Source organism: Rhizobium sp. R635 (assembly GCF_002211285.1).
In the GTDB taxonomy this organism is placed as follows: domain Bacteria; phylum Pseudomonadota; class Alphaproteobacteria; order Rhizobiales; family Rhizobiaceae; genus Rhizobium.
In genome coordinates this window covers 56,556-74,283 of record NZ_LOKX01000018.1, presented here as the reverse complement: position 1 = coordinate 74,283, position 17,728 = coordinate 56,556, and the positions used below count along the sequence as shown (strand labels likewise).

The following is a 17,728-nucleotide window of genomic DNA, read 5'->3' as shown; positions in this document are numbered from 1 at the left end:
ATATTCGGTATTACAACAACGATCGCATCAGGCTAAAACTCAAAGGGCTGAGCCCTGTTCAATACAGGACTCAGCCCTTAAATAATCCCAGCCAATAAACCGTCCAACTTTACGGGGTCAGTTCAGATGGTCGCGGGCTTTATTTTTGTCCTAATGATAGCCGCAACGCTGACGCGCGTTGCGACCTCAAATCGTCTGCCGCGTCAGGCGTGCAGTTCATCCCGCCGGCCGGCGTGGTCTTCCACCCGTTCGCGCCTGTTGTAGCGGATGGACGACCAGAGCGACAGGCCGATCAGGACCGCGCCGCCGAGGCCGGTGATCACCTCGGGAATGTGCACCAGGGTCTGCGCATACATGATCACCGAAAGGATCAGGATGGCGTAGAAGGCGCCATGTTCGAGATAGCGGTATTCGGCGAGCGTTCCCTTCTCCACCAGCATGATCGTCATCGAGCGCACATACATGGCGCCGATGCCAAGGCCGATCGCGATGACGAAGAGGTTCTGGGTGAGCGCAAAGGCGCCGATGACGCCGTCGAAGGAGAAGCTGGCGTCCAGCACCTCCAGATAGATGAAGGCGCCGAGACCGCCCTTGGCGGCAGCGCTCATCGTCTGCTGCGAAGCATCGAGCAGCTCGCCCACGACCTCGACCGCGAGGAAGGTGAGCAGGCCGTAGATGGCGCAATGGACGAAGATGCTGGCTTCCTCGCCGCCGATCAGCCAGGAGAAGACGAGCATCAGCGCCAGCACGAAGGCGATCTCGATGCCCCTGATGGTGGCCGAGCGCGCCATCACCTTTTCCAGGCCGCGAAGCCAATGGATCTTCTTCTCATGGTCGAAGAAATAGCTGAGGCCGACCATCATCAGGAAGGTGCCGCCGAAGGCTGCGATCGGCAGATGCGCATCGTTCATAATGCGGGCATATTCTTCGGGTTCGCGGGCGGCCAACACCAGAGCATCCCAGGGGCCGATCCGTGCTGCGATGGCGACGATCGCCAGCGGAAAGACGATGCGCATGCCGAAGACGGCGATGATGATGCCCCAGGTAAGGAAGCGTTTCTGCCAGACCGGCGTCATCTCCTTTAGCTTGTTGGCGTTGACGATGGCATTGTCGAAGGAGAGCGAGATCTCCAGCACCGCAAGCACGGTGCAGATGAAGAAGACGGTCGCCATGCCGCCGATCGTGCCGGTCGTCTGCCAGCCAAGCACGGCGCCGAGAACAAGGCCGACGGCCGTGACGATGAAAGCCCAGCGGAAATAGCCGAGCGAGGATTTACTGGTCTGGGGCTGGTTCATGGCCGCACCTCGCGGCCGCAAAGCGTGTTGGAGAGGGTGGAGATATTATAAAAACGCGGCATGCCACAACGGGCATGCTGACGAGGCATGGTGAGTTTTTTCATCGATGAAAAATCCGCCGGCTTGAGCTGCAGGCGGTACCGACATCACGAGAGCGCCGTAAAAACTCTCGCCAGAGGGACCCGGCACCAATGTTCCCCGCAGCCGATGTCTGGAAGGCTGCGGGATAGGCCCTAGGTAATCTACTTCCCAAACCAGTCAAGGCCAAACGCGCCATAGAGATCGGCAATTTTTTGGGAACCATCCGGCACGCCGCTCGTTAAATCCTGGTTGAGCTTAAAGGAGGCCGATGATGCACACTTCGACCCATATCCCCGACAAACGCACGAAAGCGTCCGACCGCATGAAGCGGGCAAGACCGAACCGCATGCAGAAGGCGCAGGTGCTGCCGCCGCATCATGTCGACCTGACTCTCACGCCTGGCGTCATCCACGACATTCATGTGCCGGCCCATGTGAGCGGCGCCGACCTCTCCAAGGGCGGTCCCGACATCAAGGGCAGGAAATAACCGCTTTCCGGAAACCCTCTTGGCATTTCGACGGCAATTCGAAACAGGATGTGAAGCATATGACCGAGAACTTTGTGCCCCGCGACATCTTCATCCGGCACGAAAACGAATGGAAGGCAGTCCGTGAGACGGCCGACGAACGCATCGATATCGGCAAGCGTCAGAAGCCGCTCGCCGCGCCGATCATTCACCCGGCATCGGTCGGGAAAAGCGATCCTTCGGCCGCACCATCCGAATGACCTGAAGACAATGGTGTCAGCCTGAGCGCCCGGCATGATGCCGGGCGTTTGCTGTCTATTGACGCTCGTCCCGATCGACACGCTGTCCGGAATTATAGCCGAGCCACCGTTCCAACTTGCCGAAAGCGAAGAGGACGCAAATCGCGGCAAGCGTCGCGAAGAAGGCAACGGGCCAATAGCCGAAGCCCATGGCGAGGCCGATGGCGCCGGAGAGCCACATGCCGGCGCCCGTCGTCAGCCCGTGGATCCGACCTCTGGCAAAGACGATCATGCCCGCCGCCAGGAATGCGACGCCTGCGGTCACGGCTTCGATGACGCGCAGCGGATCGATTCGAACCTGCTCGACATCGGCAAAGCCCGGCATATGCACGGCCTCGATCGAAATGATGGCGAAGAGGGCGGCGGCAAGGCTGATCAGAATATGCGTGCGGAAGCCGGCAGGGCGGTCACGCGCCTCGCGCTCGAAGCCGATGAGGCCGCCGAAGACGATGGCGCCGAGCAGGCGGGCAAAGATGACGGGATAGTGGATGCGCGATGCCGGTATCATGTCGGCGAAGATGAGATCCATGAAAATTTCCTCGGGCTGCGGCATTTTTCGCTGGCTAACGTCTGGGCGCTGGATTTGTTCGGTTTTCGCCGGCATGGACTTCGACTTTCGCACTGGTTTTCGCGATCCGGCGCGGCCGTTCGGGGAAGGATCGGTGGAGGATGCATCATCCTTTCGCCGCGCCAACCTTTCGGAAAGGATTGGGCGGCGATAATCCCGGCCTCACGGGAATCGGACAGATGGCCAAGACAGCGACACGCGGCCGCCGCAAGGCGCCGGCCAGAGGAAAGAGCAAGGCGCGCAGCGGCGGTGGCGGACTGCTGCCCTGGACGGTGATCGGCATTGCCGCAATCGCCGGCATCGCCGCCTATGACAATTGGAAGAGCATCAAGCCGATGCTCGGCAAGGAGCCGACTGCGACGATGCGGGAGATGACGGAGGCGAAGCCGGCGGTCAGGAAGGATACGCCGCCGAAGCAGGTGGCGCTCGCCGCACCGACGCCGAAAGTGGCGCCGTCGCCCGCGCAGCCGTTGCCGCCGGCAGCGATCCCCACGCCGACCGCTCAGCCGGTAAAGGCAACGCCGTCCGCTTCTTCTCCAGCGACCCCGGAAACCGGGACGGCCGCCTTCGGCTATTGCGGGCAGGGCGCGCACATCAACTGCGTCGGCGACGGCGGCGTCTTCTGGTACAAGGGTGAAAAGATCGTGATCGCCGACATGACAAGCCCGGTCGCCGACCGGGCGCGCTGCGATGACGAGCGCAGGGTAGCCTTTACCGCCAAGGCGCGTCTGCTGGCGCTTCTGAACGCCGGACCCTTCACGATGAACGCGGCTGGTAAGACCGAAACTTCCGGCTCGCCGCGCGTCGTCTCGCGCGACGGGCGCTCTTTCGGTACGCAGCTGATCAACGAGGGATTGGCGCGCAAGCCGGGGACTGCAGGCGGCCCCTGGTGTGCCGCCTGATGGGAGTTACTTGCCCTTCTTCACCAGCTTGCCGCCGGTGCGGAAGCTGCCGGTGAAAGAGGAATCCTTGCTTTCGGCCGCGCATTCGATCGCGATCGGCTTGCCGGCATAGGGATTGCCGAAGGTGCAGAAGCCGGCGACCTTGACCTGACCGGTCATCTTGTTGCCGACACCTGTCGTCACGAGGCTGAGCGGCAGGCGGGCATTGCCGTTGGAGGCGGGCTTGATGCCGCCGCCGTCGCCCTGGAAGCCGAGCGCCTTGCCATCCGAGGTGAAGATGAAGGTCACGGTGCCGTTGGCGAGCGTGACGCTGGCAAGCTCGTTCTTGCAGCCTTTCGTGGCGTCGAACTTGGCGACGACGAGCTTGGCGCATTTACCGGAAAGCGTAATGACGCCGGGCGCCCCGGGAAAGGTCTCGGGGGCGGGAGCCGGCGCGGCAGAGGCCGGCAAGGCGAGGGCGGTGGAAAAAAGAGCTGCGACTGCCGATGCGAAAAATCTCATTCTCTGTTTCAACCTCATCTGTCTGCGGCGGCGAATCGGCGGCACGCTGAAGGCAGAATTCGCACGGTTCTATGACGAAATTTGGCCTGTGCCTTCAGTCGAGCGTGCATCCTGTATGGCACGAAGAAGGTCAACCAGCCTTGCCCGGCAAATCACTCCAGAGTGGCTTCCTTGCGCGCCACGTTGCCGCTTACATCGATGTCGCTGCCCAACATCGCGCTGCCTGTGAGATCGACGCCATAGTCCAGGAGGTTCTGCCGCGTCAGGTGAAGCATCACCCGGCCGGCCTGCTCGACCGGCCTGCCGCGCATATGCGATACGACATATTCGGCAGTGACGGGGTAGCGCCCCTGCGGAAGGCTGATGCCCTTTGCGAGGGAAATCTTGTCGCTGGAAACCACAAGAGTTTTGCGTCGTTTAATTACCTGCGCCACGCTGAGAACTCCTATTGGCAGGTTTATCGAACCTGCGGGGCCATTATGTAAAAAGGCCTCTCGATTTCTCGAAAGGCCTTTGCTTTTCAGCGAATTAGGATGGTGGGCGTGACAGGGATTGAACCTGTGACCCCTACGATGTCAACGTAGTGCTCTCCCGCTGAGCTACACGCCCATCCGATGGCGGCGCATAGATCACAAAACCTTCGGAGCCGTCAATAGGCTTTTTTCAGTTTTGTGACGCGCCGCCCGATAAGCCTTACGCGGCAAGCATTTTGTTGACCTCGTCGACGAGGTCGCGCAGGTGGAAAGGCTTGGAAAGGACCTTCGCATCCTTCGGCGCCTTCGAATCGGGGTTCAGCGCCACGGCGGCAAAACCGGTGATGAACATCACCTTCAGGTCGGGATCGAGTTCGGTGGCGCGGCGCGCCAGCTCGATGCCGTCCATTTCGGGCATGACGATATCGGTCAGGAGCAGGGAAAACGGCTCCTCGCGCAGCCGGTCATAGGCGCTCGCGCCATTGTCGTAAGAAAGGACCTTGTAGCCGGCCTTTTCGAGCGCTTTCACCAGGAAACGGCGCATATCATTGTCGTCTTCGGCGAGAAGTATCTTCTGAGTCATCAATCCAGACCGCTAATCAATAGGTTTTGGGTGGGCTGCCAGCCGTTTACACTAGTCTTTGCCCGGTAAACAACCGGTGAATTGCCTATGCGCGACCGCCATCCCTTCTACATAGTATGGACTTGAGGCCGGGCAACTGGCAACATGGGTGAAGCAGTCAGTTCATGACATGGTAAAGAGGGCCAGAAGTGCCGGAAATAGGCGAATACGAGCTTTTTGAAGTTCTTGAGCCCGTGTCGCAGACCATTCCTTTCGTCTACAACTCCCCCCATAGCGGCCGGGTTTATCCACCGGAATTCATCGCCCAGTCGAGGCTGGAAGGCATCGCCATCCGCCGCTCGGAGGATCATTACGTCGACGAGCTCTTCGCTTCGGCCGTCGCCCTCGGCGCGCCGCTGCTCGTCGCCAACTTTCCGCGCGCCTATCTCGACGTCAATCGTGAGCCCTACGAACTCGATCCGCGCATGTTCGACGGGCTGCTGCCGCCCTATGCAAACGTCAATTCGCTGCGTGTCGCCGGCGGGCTCGGCACCATCCCGCGCATCGTCGCCGAAAATATGGAGATCTATGCGCGGCGTCTGCCGGTGCAGGAAGGGCTCGATCGGGTCGAGGCGGTCTACAAGCCCTATCATGCGGCGCTGCGCCGGCTGATTGCCCGAACCCACGTGCAGTTCGGCTTCGGCGTGCTGATCGACTGCCACTCGATGCCGGGCAATGTGCGGGTGGCGGGCTGCACCGGGCGGCCCGATTTCATCATCGGCGATCGCTACGGCACCAGCGCCTCGGCCGAGCTTTCGCGTGCGGCGATCGCGATCCTCGAAGAGATGGGTTTTGCGGCGATCCGCAACAAGCCCTATGCCGGCGGCTTCATCACCGAACATTACGGCCGGCCGTCACGCGGGCTGCATGCGCTGCAGATCGAAGTGAACCGGGCGATCTATGTCGACGAGGTGACGCTGGAGAAACGCGAGGATTTTGCCGCGGTGGCCGACGCCGTAGAGGCGTTCATGCGGCAGATGGCGGATTACGTCGAGAAATTCGCCGGCGACCGGGCTCTGGCCGCCGAATAAACTTTTGTCGATTTCAGGGATCTTCAGGAGCTTGGTCTTTTGTCAAAGGCCAAAAAAGAACCGCGCTCGTGAGCGCGGCTAAGTCTAGGGAGGAAACACCCAAGGAGGGTATTTACAGTCAGAAGACTGTACTGAAGACACTACTTTTGCATTGCACAAATGTCAAGCAATATATTGCATTGCGATATCTTTGGGCAATCAAACGGAAATTGCCTGCCGCGTTTGCATTCCCGTTGCTTTTCGCTATGAAAAGCGCCAATCCCGCCAGCCAAACGGTGCCATCATGCTTCCTGACCGCTCGTTCTTCAATCGCCTGGCGGAGGCCGCCAAGGCCGAGACGCTGCCGCGTTTCCGCTCCGGCCTCGATGTCACGAACAAGCTTTCCTCCGGTTTCGATCCGGTGACGGAGGGAGATCGGGCGGCCGAACTCGCCATCCGGGCGCTGATCGAGGAGAGTTTTCCCGATCATGGCATCCTCGGCGAGGAGCACGGCAATGTCGGGCTCGACCGCGACTATGTCTGGGTGATCGACCCGATCGACGGCACGCGCGCTTTCATCTCCGGCCTGCCGGTATGGGGGACGCTGATCGGCCTGCAGAAACAAGGCCGGGCGATCATGGGCATGATCGAACAGCCGTTTACCGGCGAGCGCTATTTCGCCGACCAGAACGGCTCGATCTATATCGGCCCGGAAGGCGAGCGGCGGCTGGCGACGCGCCGGTGCGAGGCGCTTTCGAATGCCATCCTGTTCACCACCTCGCCGCATCTCTTCGCCGGCGAGGAGATGGAGAAATACCGGGAGATCGAGAGCCAGGTCCGGCTCTTCCGCTATGGGTGCGATTGTTATGCCTATGCGCTGCTTGCTGCCGGCCATATCGATCTCGTCGTCGAAAACAGTTTGAAGCCTTATGACGTCGGCGGCATCATTCCCGTCATCGAGGGGGCGGGCGGCATCATCACCACCTGGGACGGCGGACGGCCGGAAAACGGCGGCTCGATCATCGCCGCCGGCAGCCGTGCCGTCTACGAGCAGGCAATCGCCATCCTGCAGCGTTAATCCGGGCTCGGCGAAGCCGATGCCCCGGGCTCGGCGAAGCCAATGCCCTCACGTGCCGAGGGCGGCGACGTCCTCGTTCTCCTCGGCATCGCTGCCGGGGATGAAGGCGTGGAAGGCGGCGAGTGCGGCGGCGCGGTAGATATCCCTTTCCTGGAAGATCTCGTGGCGGGCGCCGTTGATCGGCACCAACTGGCCGGCGCGGAAGTAGCGCGAGAGCCGCTCCTGCGCCGTGTAGGGCACGACGCCATCGCGCGTCGGGGCAATGACGATGGTGGGGATGGTGATCGAGAAAAGATGATTGGGCGAGGTGACCCGATCCATGGTGCGGAAGGCTTCGGTCAGCCAGCGGGCCGTCGGCGGCCCGAGCGTCAATTCCGGATGCGCCTTCATCATCGCGACGTTGCGCTCGAAGCGGGTTTCGTCCGAGGTCAGGGGATTGTCGCGGAAATCCGGCTCCTTCAGTTTCGAGGTCAGCGGCATGAAGCCGAGGCCGACGGACGTCAGCGCGCCGGCAAGGGTGCGGATGACTCGGGGCGAGGCGGATTGGCCGGTCAGCCCGATGAAGGGAGCCGACAGCACCATGCGATCGATACGGGTGTTGAGATAGGGGGCAGCCGACAGCGCGATCAGCCCGCCGGTGGAATGGCCGAGCAGGTAGAAGGGCAGGCGCGTATCCGGCAGCACGACTTTTTCGAGGAAGGTATCGAGATCGCGCTCGTAATCGGCGAAGCGGCGGATATGGCCGTGATTGCGGCGTTTCAAGAGCCGCGACGAACCACCCTGGCCGCGCAGATCGAAGGTCGCGACCCAGAGACCCTTAGCCGTGAGGTCGCGGATCGTCTCGAAATATTTTTCGATATATTCGTTGCGGCCATGCATGATGACGACCGTGCCCTTGGCGACCTGGGCGCTGGCGCGAAAAACGGCGTAACGCAGCCGGTGGCCGTCATGGGTTTCGAAGAACCCTTCGGTCCGGTTTTCCGGGGCGGGATTGTCGGGCGTCGAATAGAGAACCTGATCCATGACCTTGCCAATGCGCCGCTGCTGACTGCTTCGCCTATCAGGGATAGCGCATGGCATGCGGCTTGGAAAGCGGTGCGCCGGCAAGGCAGGCGGGGGTAAAAGGGCCGGCAGGAACATGAGGGTGCTCGCAGCCGGCCGAAGTTGAGGCCGAAGAAGAAGGGACGATGCACTTCAGCCATCGGGACCAGATTTACCCGACGCTGCGATTCCTAGGCGGTGGTGCCTGAACGCGTTCCGAACCAGTCGTTCATGCCAGGTTCACGGCCGATCGAGGTGATTTTAGAAAGGTCTTGAACTCCGTAAATCCCATCACCATCTCCATCCTGCGGGCGCCGGACAGGGCCCGCGCAACCGTCCCGAGGCCGCCAAAGATGGGGTTTCAGGGGCATTTTATCGCAACACGTCGCTTCCGCAGGAGGACATCATGCGTCACGTAGACTTCTCTCCCCTCTATCGCTCGACCGTCGGTTTCGACCGGCTTTTCACCATGCTCGACAGCCTTGCCCAGCCGGAGCAGGCGCAGACCTATCCGCCCTACAATATCGAGCGCACCGGTGAAAACACCTATCGCATCACCATGGCCGTCGCCGGTTTCGACGAAACCGAGCTTTCGATCGAGGCCCATGCCCATGTGCTGTCGGTGAAGGGCGAAAAGAAAGAGGAAACCGCCGAAGGCGGCGAATTCCTCTATCGCGGCATTGCCAAGCGCGCCTTCGAGCGCCGCTTCCAGCTTGCCGATCACGTCGAGGTGTCAGCCGCTTCGCTGAAGAACGGCCTGCTGCACATCGACCTTCTGCGCAACATTCCCGAGGCCATGAAGCCCCGCAAGATCGCGATTGCCGCCGAGCCGGTCGAGGCTCCGAAGGCCATCGAGGCGCAGGTCATCAACGGCTGATCATTCTTCCCTTGTGAGGAAACGGACGGCGCTCCCACGGGGCGCCGTTTTTATTTGCCGCTCAGGCAGGGCTGGCGGCATCCTTGATCTGCTGTTCCGTTGCGCGGCGGGCCGCAGCGGCGGCGTATTTCTGGGCGATGACGGCGCAGGCCATGAGCTGGATCTGATGGAACAGCATCAAGGGCAGAACGATCGCGCCGATCGACTGGCCAGCGAAGATGACGTTTGCCATCGGCACGCCGCTGGCCAGGCTCTTCTTCGAGCCGCAGAAGGTGATGGTGATTTCGTCGGCCTTGTTGAAGCCCAGCCGGCGGCTGCCGAACATCGTCAAAACCAGGACAAACGCCAGAAGCACGATGTCGGCGACGATGACGACCGCGATGTCGGCGATCGAGAAGGTGCGCCACAGTCCTTCGACGACCGCCGTCGAGAAGGCGAGATAGACGACCATCAGGATCGAGCCGCGGTCGACGGGCATCAGGATCTTCTTCTTGGCGCGGATCCAGTCACCGATCCAGGGCTGCAGGATCTGGCCGACGATGAAGGGCGCAAGCAGCTGCAGCAGGATCTGCTGAAGCGCGTCGAAGGAGAAGCCGCCATGGCCGCCCACGGAAAAGAGCAGGCCGACGAGCAGCGGCGTCAGGAACATGCCGAAAATGTTGGAAGCAGAAGCCGAGCAGATCGCGGCGGGCACGTTGCCGCCGGCCATCGAGGTGAAGGCGATCGACGACTGCACCGTCGACGGCAGCACGCACAGGAAGAGGATGCCGAGATAAAGCGGCTGCGGCAGGATCGTATCGGGGATGAAGCCGAGCGCCAGGCCGAGCAGCGGGAAGACGCCGAAGGTCGTCAGCAGGATGACGAGATGCAGGCGCCAGTGCAGGAGGCCCGATATGACGACATCACGGGAAAGGCGGGCGCCATGCAGGAAAAACAGCGCCGCGATGGCGAGATCGGTCGCGATGCCGAAATAATGCGCGAAGCTGCCGCTCGCCGGAAACAGGGAGGCGAGGATGACGGTGCAGACGAGCAGGATCGTGAACGTATCGGGCAGAAAACGGCGCATGGCGGTCTCGCAGCAATAAGAATAGTCATTGTTCTGTCGTCCATTATGATCCAGGATGCAAGGAATAACAGTTATCGAGGATCAGGATTTGCTCGACCTCTCGCAATTGCGCAGTTTCGTTGCCGTCGAACAGATGGGCAGCTTCACGCTTGCCGCGGAAAGGCTGGGTCTCGGCCAATCCACGGTCAGCCAGCACATACAGCGGCTGGAAGCCACGCTCGGGCGCAAGCTGCTGGCGCGCGACACGCACAAGGTAATGCTGACCGGCGATGGCGAGGCGCTGCTTTCGCATGCGCGCGCCATGCTCTCGATCGAGGGGCAGGTGCAGTCGCTGTTTAGGAGCAACAGCCTGCGCGGCAGCCTGCGGCTCGGGGTTTCGGAGGATTTCGTCACCAGCCAGCTGCCGGCGGTGCTGGAGGATTTCGTTCGCTCGCATCCATCCGTCGACCTGGAGCTGACCGTGGCGCTATCGGGCGTCCTTTACGAGATGCAGGACAATGGCGAGATCGATCTGGTGCTCGCCAAGCGCCGGCTCGGCGACGCGCGGGGGAAACTGGTCTATCGCGAACCGCTCGTCTGGCTGGCGCGCGATCCCGAGCATGTGCTCGCCTCCGGTCTCCTGCCGCTGATCGCCTTTCCGCCGCCGAGCGTCACGCGGGCGATCGCGCTGGAGGCGCTTGGACGAAACGGCGTGGCATGGCGGATCGTCTGCACCTGCGGCAGCCTCAGCGGCCTGACGGCGGCGGCGCGGGCCGGAATGGGTGTCTTGGTGCAGCCGCGCAGCATGGCGCCTTCAGGGCTGAAGGAAATTGCCGCGGGACGGCTGCCGGTGCTGGAGGATGTGGAGTTCGTGCTGGTGCCGCGCAAGGGAGCGGATCAGGCGCTGGTCGCGGCACTTTCGGACGATATTCTGCAAAAGGTGAGAAGGCTGAAGTCGGCGTAAGACATCGCCGTCCGGGCGATCAGGCCGCCAGACACTTGAGGAAGCCATCGACGTCGGCCTCGGTCGTCGCGAAGCTGGTGACGAGGCGGATCAGGGTCTCGCTTTCGGAAACGAGATCGGGCGTTGTCGTGGGGACGGGCCATTCGTAGAATTTCGCGCCCTTTTCCTCGGCGGTTTTGGCCGCTCGTTTGCTGATGACGGCAAAGACTTCGTTGGATGCGGTCGGCCAGGCCAGGCGTGCGGCGCTGCTGGCGCCGATGCCGGCGCGCAAGCGGTCGGCCATGGTGTTCGAATGGCGGGCGAGATCGAGCCAGAGGCCGTTTTCGAAATAGGCATCGAACTGGGCCGCGATGAAGCGCGACTTGGAGAAATGCTGGGCGGCGCGTTTGCGGATGAAAGGCATTTCCTTTGCCTGGTCCGGGTTGAAGAAGACGATCGCTTCCGCGCACCAGCAGCCGTTCTTGGTGCCGCCGAAGGACAGCATGTCGACGCCACGCTTCCAGGTCATTTCGGCTGGGGTGGCGCCGAGGGCCACCAGTGCATTGGCGAAGCGGGCGCCATCCATGTGGAGCGGCAGGTTCCGTTTCCTCGATATGGCGGCGATCTCGCCGATCTCCGGCAGCGAATAGACGGTGCCGATCTCGGTCGCCTGGGTGATGGTGACAGCGCTGGCGCGGCCATGACGGAGGGCATCCTCGGGGAAGTGCGCGATCTTCGACGAGAGACTGGCCGGATCGATCTTGCCCGCTTCGCCGTCGACGGCGATCAGGCGGGCGGAGCCGGAGAAGAATTCCGGCGCGCCGCATTCATCTTCGATCACATGGGCTTCCGAATGGCAGAAGGTAATCCCGCCGGGCCGCTGGACGCTCGCCAGCGCCAGCGAGTTGGCGGCCGTGCCGGTGGCGACGAAGAAGACGGAAACCTCACGCTCGAAGATCTCTGAGAAGCGGGCCTCGACCTTTTTGTCGAGATCGCCGGCGCCATAGGCAGGAGCGAAGCCGGCCGATTCCGCGAGCAGGCGTTCGGCAATGGATCGGTGGGCGCCAGCCCAATTATCGGAAGCAAAGAACATGGCGGAGACCGTGGGGAGTGGAAGGAGCTGGGAGGTTCGCAGCGGACCTTACGCCAAAGCTTCACGGGATCAAGGTTGTCGCCCCCGACACATCACGAAAATTGAATTACGCAATCAATAAAAAGAATAGGGATTGAATGCGTAATTTTATTTCGCCATCGTGGATTATCTGGCAATCTTCCGTCGCAAAATCACGATTTTTGACGTGACGCTCTTGCGGACCGAGATCGTTTCTGGCATGGAACTGATGAATTAGGGCAGTGTTGCTGTCCTATTTTGGCCCTTGCGGCCGAAGAGGCGCCGAAAACCCTGGCAGCGACGGGCTTTCACGCTATAGTTCTTCCGAGCGTCAAGCCCCAGGCGGCGCGCGGAGGCGAATGGCGGGCGCGGAACGCGACGGTTTGCTTTCCTCGAGAAGCAGATGTCTGCGGCCGATCTTCACAATGCAACAGCGCTGTCATGCGACGGACCTATTTTCGGGTTGCGGCGCAAGACGAAAAGCCGCCCGCAGCCCCGCGGGCTTCGACAGGAGGAAAGACGATGACGAAGACGCCATCCATGGAACTTGACCGGTTTGCCGCTGCAGAGGCGCGCGCGACGGCCAAGACGTCCAAATCCGCTTCCGGCCTGCCGAAGAAACAGGGGCTCTACGATCCCGCCAATGAACACGATGCCTGTGGCGTCGGCTTCGTCGCGCACCTGAAGGGCGAGAAGTCGCACCAGATCGTCAAGGACGGCCTCTTCATCCTCGAAAACCTGACGCATCGCGGCGCCGTCGGCGCCGACCCGCTGATGGGCGACGGCGCCGGCATTCTGGTGCAGATCCCAGACCGCTTCTTCCGCGAGGAGATGGCCGCGCAGGGCATCACCCTGCCGCCGGCCGGCGAATATGGCGTCGGCCATATCTTCATGCCGCGCGACGAAAAGCAGATCGAGCACTTCAAGAAGGTGATCAAGGACGTCATCGTCGAAGAGGGGCAGGTCTTCATCGGTTTCCGCGACGTGCCGGTCGACAATTCCTCGCTTTCCAAGGCGCCTGATATCGCCGCGACCGAGCCGCATCACGTGCAGGTGTTCATCGGAGCAGGCGAGGATGCCGAAAACAACGACGAGTTCGAGCGCCGGCTGTTCACGCTGCGCAAGGTGATCTCCAACCGTATCTATGACGAGTTCGATGGCGAGGAGAGCAATTTCTATCCGGTGTCGCTGTCCTCGGCGACGGTGGTCTACAAGGGCATGTTCCTGGCCTATCAGGTCGGCGCCTATTATAAGGACCTGGCGGACCCGCGTTTCGAAAGTGCGGTCGCCCTCGTGCACCAGCGTTTCTCGACCAACACCTTCCCGTCGTGGAAGCTTGCCCATCCCTATCGCATGGTCGCCCATAACGGCGAGATCAACACGCTGCGCGGCAACGTCAACTGGATGGCGGCGCGCCAGGCTTCGGTTTCTTCGCCGCTGTTCGGCGAGGATATATCCAAGCTCTGGCCGATCTCCTACGAGGGACAGTCGGACACGGCCTGCTTCGACAACGCGCTGGAATTCCTGGTTCGCGGCGGCTACTCGATGGCGCATGCTGTCATGATGCTGATCCCGGAGGCCTGGGCCGGCAACCAGTCCATGGCGGCCGAACGCAAGGCTTTCTACGAATATCATGCCGCGCTGATGGAGCCGTGGGACGGGCCGGCGGCCGTCGCCTTCACCGACGGCAAGCAGATCGGCGCGACGCTCGACCGCAACGGCCTCAGGCCGGCACGTTATCTCGTGACCGACGATGACCGCGTCATCATGGCCTCCGAGGCCGGTGTTCTGCCGGTCCCGGAAGAGAAGATCATTCAGAAGTGGCGCCTGCAGCCGGGCAAGATGCTGCTGATCGATATGGTAGAAGGCCGCATCATCTCCGACGACGAGGTGAAGTCGCAGCTTGCGACGGCGCATCCCTATCGCAACTGGCTCGACCGCACCCAGCTCATCCTTGAAGAGTTGAAGCCGGTGGAGCCGCGGGCGCTGCGCCGCGACGTGTCGCTGCTCGACCGTCAGCAGGCCTTCGGCTACACGACCGAGGACACCCGTATCCTGATGTCGCCGATGGCCACGACCGGCCAAGAGGCGATCGGCTCGATGGGCACGGATACGCCGATCTCGGCGATGTCGGAAAAGCCGAAGCTGCTTTATACCTATTTCAAGCAGAACTTCGCGCAGGTGACGAACCCGCCGATCGATCCGATCCGCGAAGAGCTCGTCATGAGCCTCGTCTCCTTCATCGGCCCGCGCCCGAACATCCTCGATCACGAAGGCATGGCGAACGCCAAGCGCCTTGAAGTGCGCCAGCCGATCCTGACCAATGGCGATCTCGAAAAGATCCGCTCGATCGGCCATACGGAAGACCGTTTCGACACCAAGACGCTCGATTTCACCTATGATATCGAACGCGGTGCTGCCGGTATGCCTGAGATGCTCGACCGGCTCTGCGAGCGCGCGGAAGCGGCCGTCAAGGGCGGCTACAACATCATCGTGCTCTCCGACCGTCAGATCGGGCCTGATAGAATCGCCATTCCGGCGCTGCTCGCCACGGCGGCGGTGCACCATCACCTGATCCGCAAGGGGCTTCGCACCTCGGTCGGCCTCGTCGTCGAGACCGGTGAACCGCGCGAAGTGCATCATTTCTGCCTGCTCGCCGGCTACGGCGCCGAGGCGATCAACCCCTATCTCGCCTTCGACACGCTGCTCGACATGCATGCCAAGGGCGAATTCCCGAAGGAGGTCGATGCTTCCGAAATCGTCTACCGCTACATCAAGGCGGTCGGCAAAGGCATCCTCAAGGTCATGTCGAAGATGGGCATCTCGACCTATCAGTCCTATTGCGGCGCGCAGATCTTCGATGCGATCGGCCTGTCGTCGGAACTGGTCGACAAGTATTTCTTCGGAACCGCGACGATGATCGAAGGCATCGGCCTCGAAGCGATCGCCGAAGAGACCGTCGCCCGCCACACAGCGGCCTTCGGCAAGGACCCGCTGCTGGCCACCACGCTCGATATCGGCGGCGAATATGCCTACCGCATGCGCGGCGAAAGCCATGCCTGGACGCCGGACGCGGTTGCAGCCCTCCAGCATGCCGTGCGCGGCAATGCCGAGGATCGTTACCGCGAATTCGCCGAGATGGTGAACAATTCGGCGTTGCGCATGAACACCATCCGCGGGCTTTTCACCATCAAGAGCGCCGAGGCGCTCGGCCGCAAGCCGGTGTCGGTCGACGAGGTCGAGCCGGCGGCTGATATCGTCAAGCGTTTCTCGACGGGGGCGATGTCCTTCGGCTCGATTTCCCGCGAGGCGCATACGACGCTGGCGATCGCCATGAACCGGATCGGCGGCAAGTCGAACACCGGTGAGGGCGGCGAGGAGTCCGACCGCTACATGCCGCTCTCTGACGGTTCGATGAACCCGGAACGGTCGGCGATCAAGCAGATCGCCTCGGGCCGCTTCGGCGTCACCACCGAATATCTCGTCAATGCCGACGTGCTGCAGATCAAGGTGGCGCAGGGCGCCAAGCCCGGCGAAGGCGGACAGCTGCCCGGACACAAGGTCGATGCGACCGTTGCCAAGACCCGTCACTCGACGCCGGGTGTCGGCCTGATCTCGCCGCCGCCGCATCACGACATCTATTCGATCGAGGATCTGGCGCAGCTGATCTACGACCTGAAGAACGTCAACCCGACCTCCGACGTTTCGGTCAAGCTCGTCTCCGAAGTCGGCGTCGGCACGGTTGCCGCCGGTGTCGCCAAGGCGCGCGCCGACCACATCACGGTCGCCGGTTTCGACGGCGGCACGGGTGCGTCGCCGCTGACCTCGCTCAAGCATGCCGGCAGCCCCTGGGAGATCGGCCTTGCCGAAACCCAGCAGACGCTGGTGCTGAACGGGTTGCGTTCGCGCATCGCGCTGCAGGTGGACGGCGGTCTCAAGACCGGCCGCGACGTCATCATCGGGGCGCTGCTCGGAGCAGACGAGTTCGGCTTCGCCACCGCGCCGCTGATCGCGGCCGGCTGCATCATGATGCGCAAGTGCCATCTCAACACCTGTCCGGTGGGCGTGGCGACGCAGGACCCGGTGCTGCGCAAGCGCTTCAAGGGCACGCCTGAGCACGTCATCAACTACTTCTTCTTCGTCGCCAACGAAGTGCGCGAGATCCTCGCCTCGCTGGGGTTCACCCGGCTCGACGATATCATCGGCGCCTCGGAACTGCTGGAGAAGGACGAGATGCTGGCGCACTGGAAGGCGAAGGGCCTCGATTTCAGCCGCATCTTCCACAAGGTCGAGGCTGCGAAGGAACAGACCTTCTGGACGAGCCGGCAGCAGCACCCGATCGACGATATTCTCGATCGCGCGCTGATCGAGCAGGCACAACAGGCGCTGACCGCCAAGACGCCCGTCGCCTTCGAAGTCGGCATCAAGAACGTCGACCGTTCGGCCGGCGCGATGCTCTCCGGCGAGGTCGCCAAGCGTTTCGGCCATCGCGGGCTGAAGGAAGACACGATCAACGTGACGCTTCGCGGCACGGCGGGCCAAAGCTTCGGCGCATTCCTCGCGCGCGGCGTCACCTTCAACCTGATCGGCGACGGCAACGACTATGTCGGCAAGGGGCTTTCGGGCGGCAAGATCATCATCCGGCCGCCGGAGAATTCCAGGATCGTGGCCGAGAATTCGATCATTGTCGGGAACACCGTGCTTTACGGCGCGACCGAGGGCGAATGCTATTTCCGCGGCGTGGCCGGCGAACGTTTCGCCGTGCGCAACTCGGGTGCGATCGCCATCGTCGAGGGTGTCGGCGACCATGGCTGCGAATACATGACCGGCGGCGTCGTCGTCGTGCTCGGCGCCACGGGCCGTAACTTCGCGGCCGGCATGTCCGGCGGCGTTGCTTACGTGCTCGATGAAACCGGCGATTTCGCCAGCCGCTGCAACATGGCGATGGTCGAGCTCGAGCCGGTGCCGGAAGAGGACGACATGCTGGAGAAGCTGCATCATCATGGTGGCGATCTCATGCACAAGGGACGCGTCGACGTCTCCGGTGACATGACCCGTCACGACGAGGAGCGCCTCTACCAGCTGATCTCCAACCATCTGCATTATACGGGCTCGGTCCGCGCCAAGCAGATCCTCGACAACTGGGCCGACTACCGTCCGAAATTCCGCAAGGTCATGCCTGTGGAATACCGACGTGCCCTTGAGGAAATGGAGCGCAGCCGGATGGGCATCGCTGCGGAATGATTTGAACCGGAGCATCCGCCACTTGCCGAGTGTGGGTGGCGGATGACGGAAACATCTCGATGACTCGAACGATCATGACGACGGCGATGGGCCGTCCGGATCGCCCGGTGTCCTTCAGGAGATCCGTTCCAATGACGGTCAAGACAAGCAACCCGCCCGGAACACCGGGGAC

17 protein-coding genes and 1 tRNA gene are annotated in these 17,728 nt (G+C 62.1%); 9 read left to right on the top strand and 9 right to left on the bottom strand.

The genetic code is table 11. The features are described 5' to 3' along the window. A partial coding sequence (locus ATY78_RS15455; protein ID WP_141105643.1) for an IS3 family transposase occupies nucleotides 1-98 on the top strand: 98 nt, incomplete at its 5' end. A 105-nt stretch (nucleotides 99-203) separates the two neighbouring features. Here the strand turns inward: ATY78_RS15455 and ATY78_RS15450 are convergent. Then, nucleotides 204-1,295 carry a DUF475 domain-containing protein gene (locus tag ATY78_RS15450; RefSeq protein ID WP_088683190.1) on the bottom strand — a complete coding sequence of 364 codons (1,092 nt, stop codon included), beginning with the start codon at nucleotides 1,293-1,295 and terminating at the stop codon, nucleotides 204-206. Between the two features lie 349 nt (nucleotides 1,296-1,644). Here ATY78_RS15450 and ATY78_RS15445 point away from each other — a divergent pair, with 349 nt between their 5' ends. After that, entirely contained in the window at nucleotides 1,645-1,863 is a 219-nt protein-coding gene (locus ATY78_RS15445; RefSeq protein ID WP_190237469.1) for a hypothetical protein, read from the top strand. A gap of 59 nt (nucleotides 1,864-1,922) precedes the next feature. Then, complete coding sequence (locus ATY78_RS15440; protein ID WP_088683188.1) at nucleotides 1,923-2,102, top strand: hypothetical protein; 180 nt, start codon at nucleotides 1,923-1,925, stop codon at nucleotides 2,100-2,102. 55 nt (nucleotides 2,103-2,157) lie between these two features. Here the strand turns inward: ATY78_RS15440 and ATY78_RS15435 are convergent, their stop codons facing one another. Continuing rightward, nucleotides 2,158-2,670 (bottom strand): MgtC/SapB family protein, encoded by a 513-nt coding sequence (locus ATY78_RS15435; RefSeq protein ID WP_088683197.1) that lies wholly within the window; start codon nucleotides 2,668-2,670, stop codon nucleotides 2,158-2,160. A gap of 218 nt (nucleotides 2,671-2,888) precedes the next feature. On the opposite strand from ATY78_RS15435, the gene ATY78_RS15430 reads away from it, so the two are divergent. Further along, the gene (locus ATY78_RS15430; protein WP_088683196.1) at nucleotides 2,889-3,611 is read left to right on the top strand and encodes a hypothetical protein; all 723 of its coding nucleotides are present in this window, start codon (nucleotides 2,889-2,891) and stop codon (nucleotides 3,609-3,611) included. Between the two features lie 6 nt (nucleotides 3,612-3,617). On the opposite strand, the gene ATY78_RS15425 is transcribed toward ATY78_RS15430, so the two are convergent. The 4 genes from ATY78_RS15425 to cpdR1 form a co-directional block, all read right to left on the bottom strand. Then, a complete protein-coding gene (locus ATY78_RS15425) occupies nucleotides 3,618-4,112 on the bottom strand; it encodes a hypothetical protein (protein WP_245313584.1) in 495 nt (164 codons plus the stop codon). 152 nt (nucleotides 4,113-4,264) lie between these two features. Beyond that, nucleotides 4,265-4,546, bottom strand: coding sequence for a hypothetical protein (locus ATY78_RS15420; RefSeq protein ID WP_245313583.1), 282 nt, complete (start codon nucleotides 4,544-4,546; stop codon nucleotides 4,265-4,267). A gap of 100 nt (nucleotides 4,547-4,646) precedes the next feature. Then, nucleotides 4,647-4,721, bottom strand: a tRNA-Val gene (locus ATY78_RS15415). A gap of 84 nt (nucleotides 4,722-4,805) precedes the next feature. Beyond that, complete coding sequence (gene cpdR1, locus ATY78_RS15410; RefSeq protein ID WP_003542883.1) at nucleotides 4,806-5,168, bottom strand: response regulator CpdR1; 363 nt, start codon at nucleotides 5,166-5,168, stop codon at nucleotides 4,806-4,808. A 188-nt stretch (nucleotides 5,169-5,356) separates the two neighbouring features. Between cpdR1 and ATY78_RS15405 the strand changes: the two genes are divergently transcribed. Together ATY78_RS15405 and hisN are read left to right on the top strand one after the other, a co-directional pair. Then, nucleotides 5,357-6,238 (top strand): N-formylglutamate amidohydrolase, encoded by an 882-nt coding sequence (locus tag ATY78_RS15405; RefSeq protein ID WP_088683185.1) that lies wholly within the window; start codon nucleotides 5,357-5,359, stop codon nucleotides 6,236-6,238. A 283-nt stretch (nucleotides 6,239-6,521) separates the two neighbouring features. Then, nucleotides 6,522-7,295, top strand: coding sequence for a histidinol-phosphatase (gene hisN, locus ATY78_RS15400; RefSeq protein WP_088683195.1), 774 nt, complete (start codon nucleotides 6,522-6,524; stop codon nucleotides 7,293-7,295). Nucleotides 7,296-7,343: 48 nt separating this feature from the next. On the opposite strand, the gene ATY78_RS15395 is transcribed toward hisN, so the two are convergent. Next, nucleotides 7,344-8,318, bottom strand: coding sequence for an alpha/beta hydrolase (locus ATY78_RS15395; RefSeq protein ID WP_088683184.1), 975 nt, complete (start codon nucleotides 8,316-8,318; stop codon nucleotides 7,344-7,346). 424 nt (nucleotides 8,319-8,742) lie between these two features. On the opposite strand from ATY78_RS15395, the gene ATY78_RS15390 reads away from it, so the two are divergent. Beyond that, nucleotides 8,743-9,213, top strand: coding sequence for an Hsp20 family protein (locus tag ATY78_RS15390; protein ID WP_088683183.1), 471 nt, complete (start codon nucleotides 8,743-8,745; stop codon nucleotides 9,211-9,213). A gap of 61 nt (nucleotides 9,214-9,274) precedes the next feature. Here the strand turns inward: ATY78_RS15390 and ATY78_RS15385 are convergent, their stop codons facing one another. Further along, nucleotides 9,275-10,279 (bottom strand): bile acid:sodium symporter family protein, encoded by a 1,005-nt coding sequence (locus ATY78_RS15385; RefSeq protein WP_088683182.1) that lies wholly within the window; start codon nucleotides 10,277-10,279, stop codon nucleotides 9,275-9,277. Between the two features lie 88 nt (nucleotides 10,280-10,367). Between ATY78_RS15385 and ATY78_RS15380 the strand changes: the two genes are divergently transcribed. After that, complete coding sequence (locus ATY78_RS15380; protein WP_088683181.1) at nucleotides 10,368-11,222, top strand: LysR family transcriptional regulator; 855 nt, start codon at nucleotides 10,368-10,370, stop codon at nucleotides 11,220-11,222. Nucleotides 11,223-11,241: 19 nt separating this feature from the next. On the opposite strand, the gene ATY78_RS15375 is transcribed toward ATY78_RS15380, so the two are convergent. Next, nucleotides 11,242-12,294, bottom strand: coding sequence for a low specificity L-threonine aldolase (locus ATY78_RS15375; protein WP_088683180.1), 1,053 nt, complete (start codon nucleotides 12,292-12,294; stop codon nucleotides 11,242-11,244). A gap of 540 nt (nucleotides 12,295-12,834) precedes the next feature. Between ATY78_RS15375 and gltB the strand changes: the two genes are divergently transcribed. Next, nucleotides 12,835-17,556 carry a glutamate synthase large subunit gene (gene gltB / locus ATY78_RS15370; protein ID WP_088683179.1) on the top strand — a complete coding sequence of 1,574 codons (4,722 nt, stop codon included), beginning with the start codon at nucleotides 12,835-12,837 and terminating at the stop codon, nucleotides 17,554-17,556. The last annotated feature ends 172 nt before the right edge of the window (nucleotides 17,557-17,728 follow it).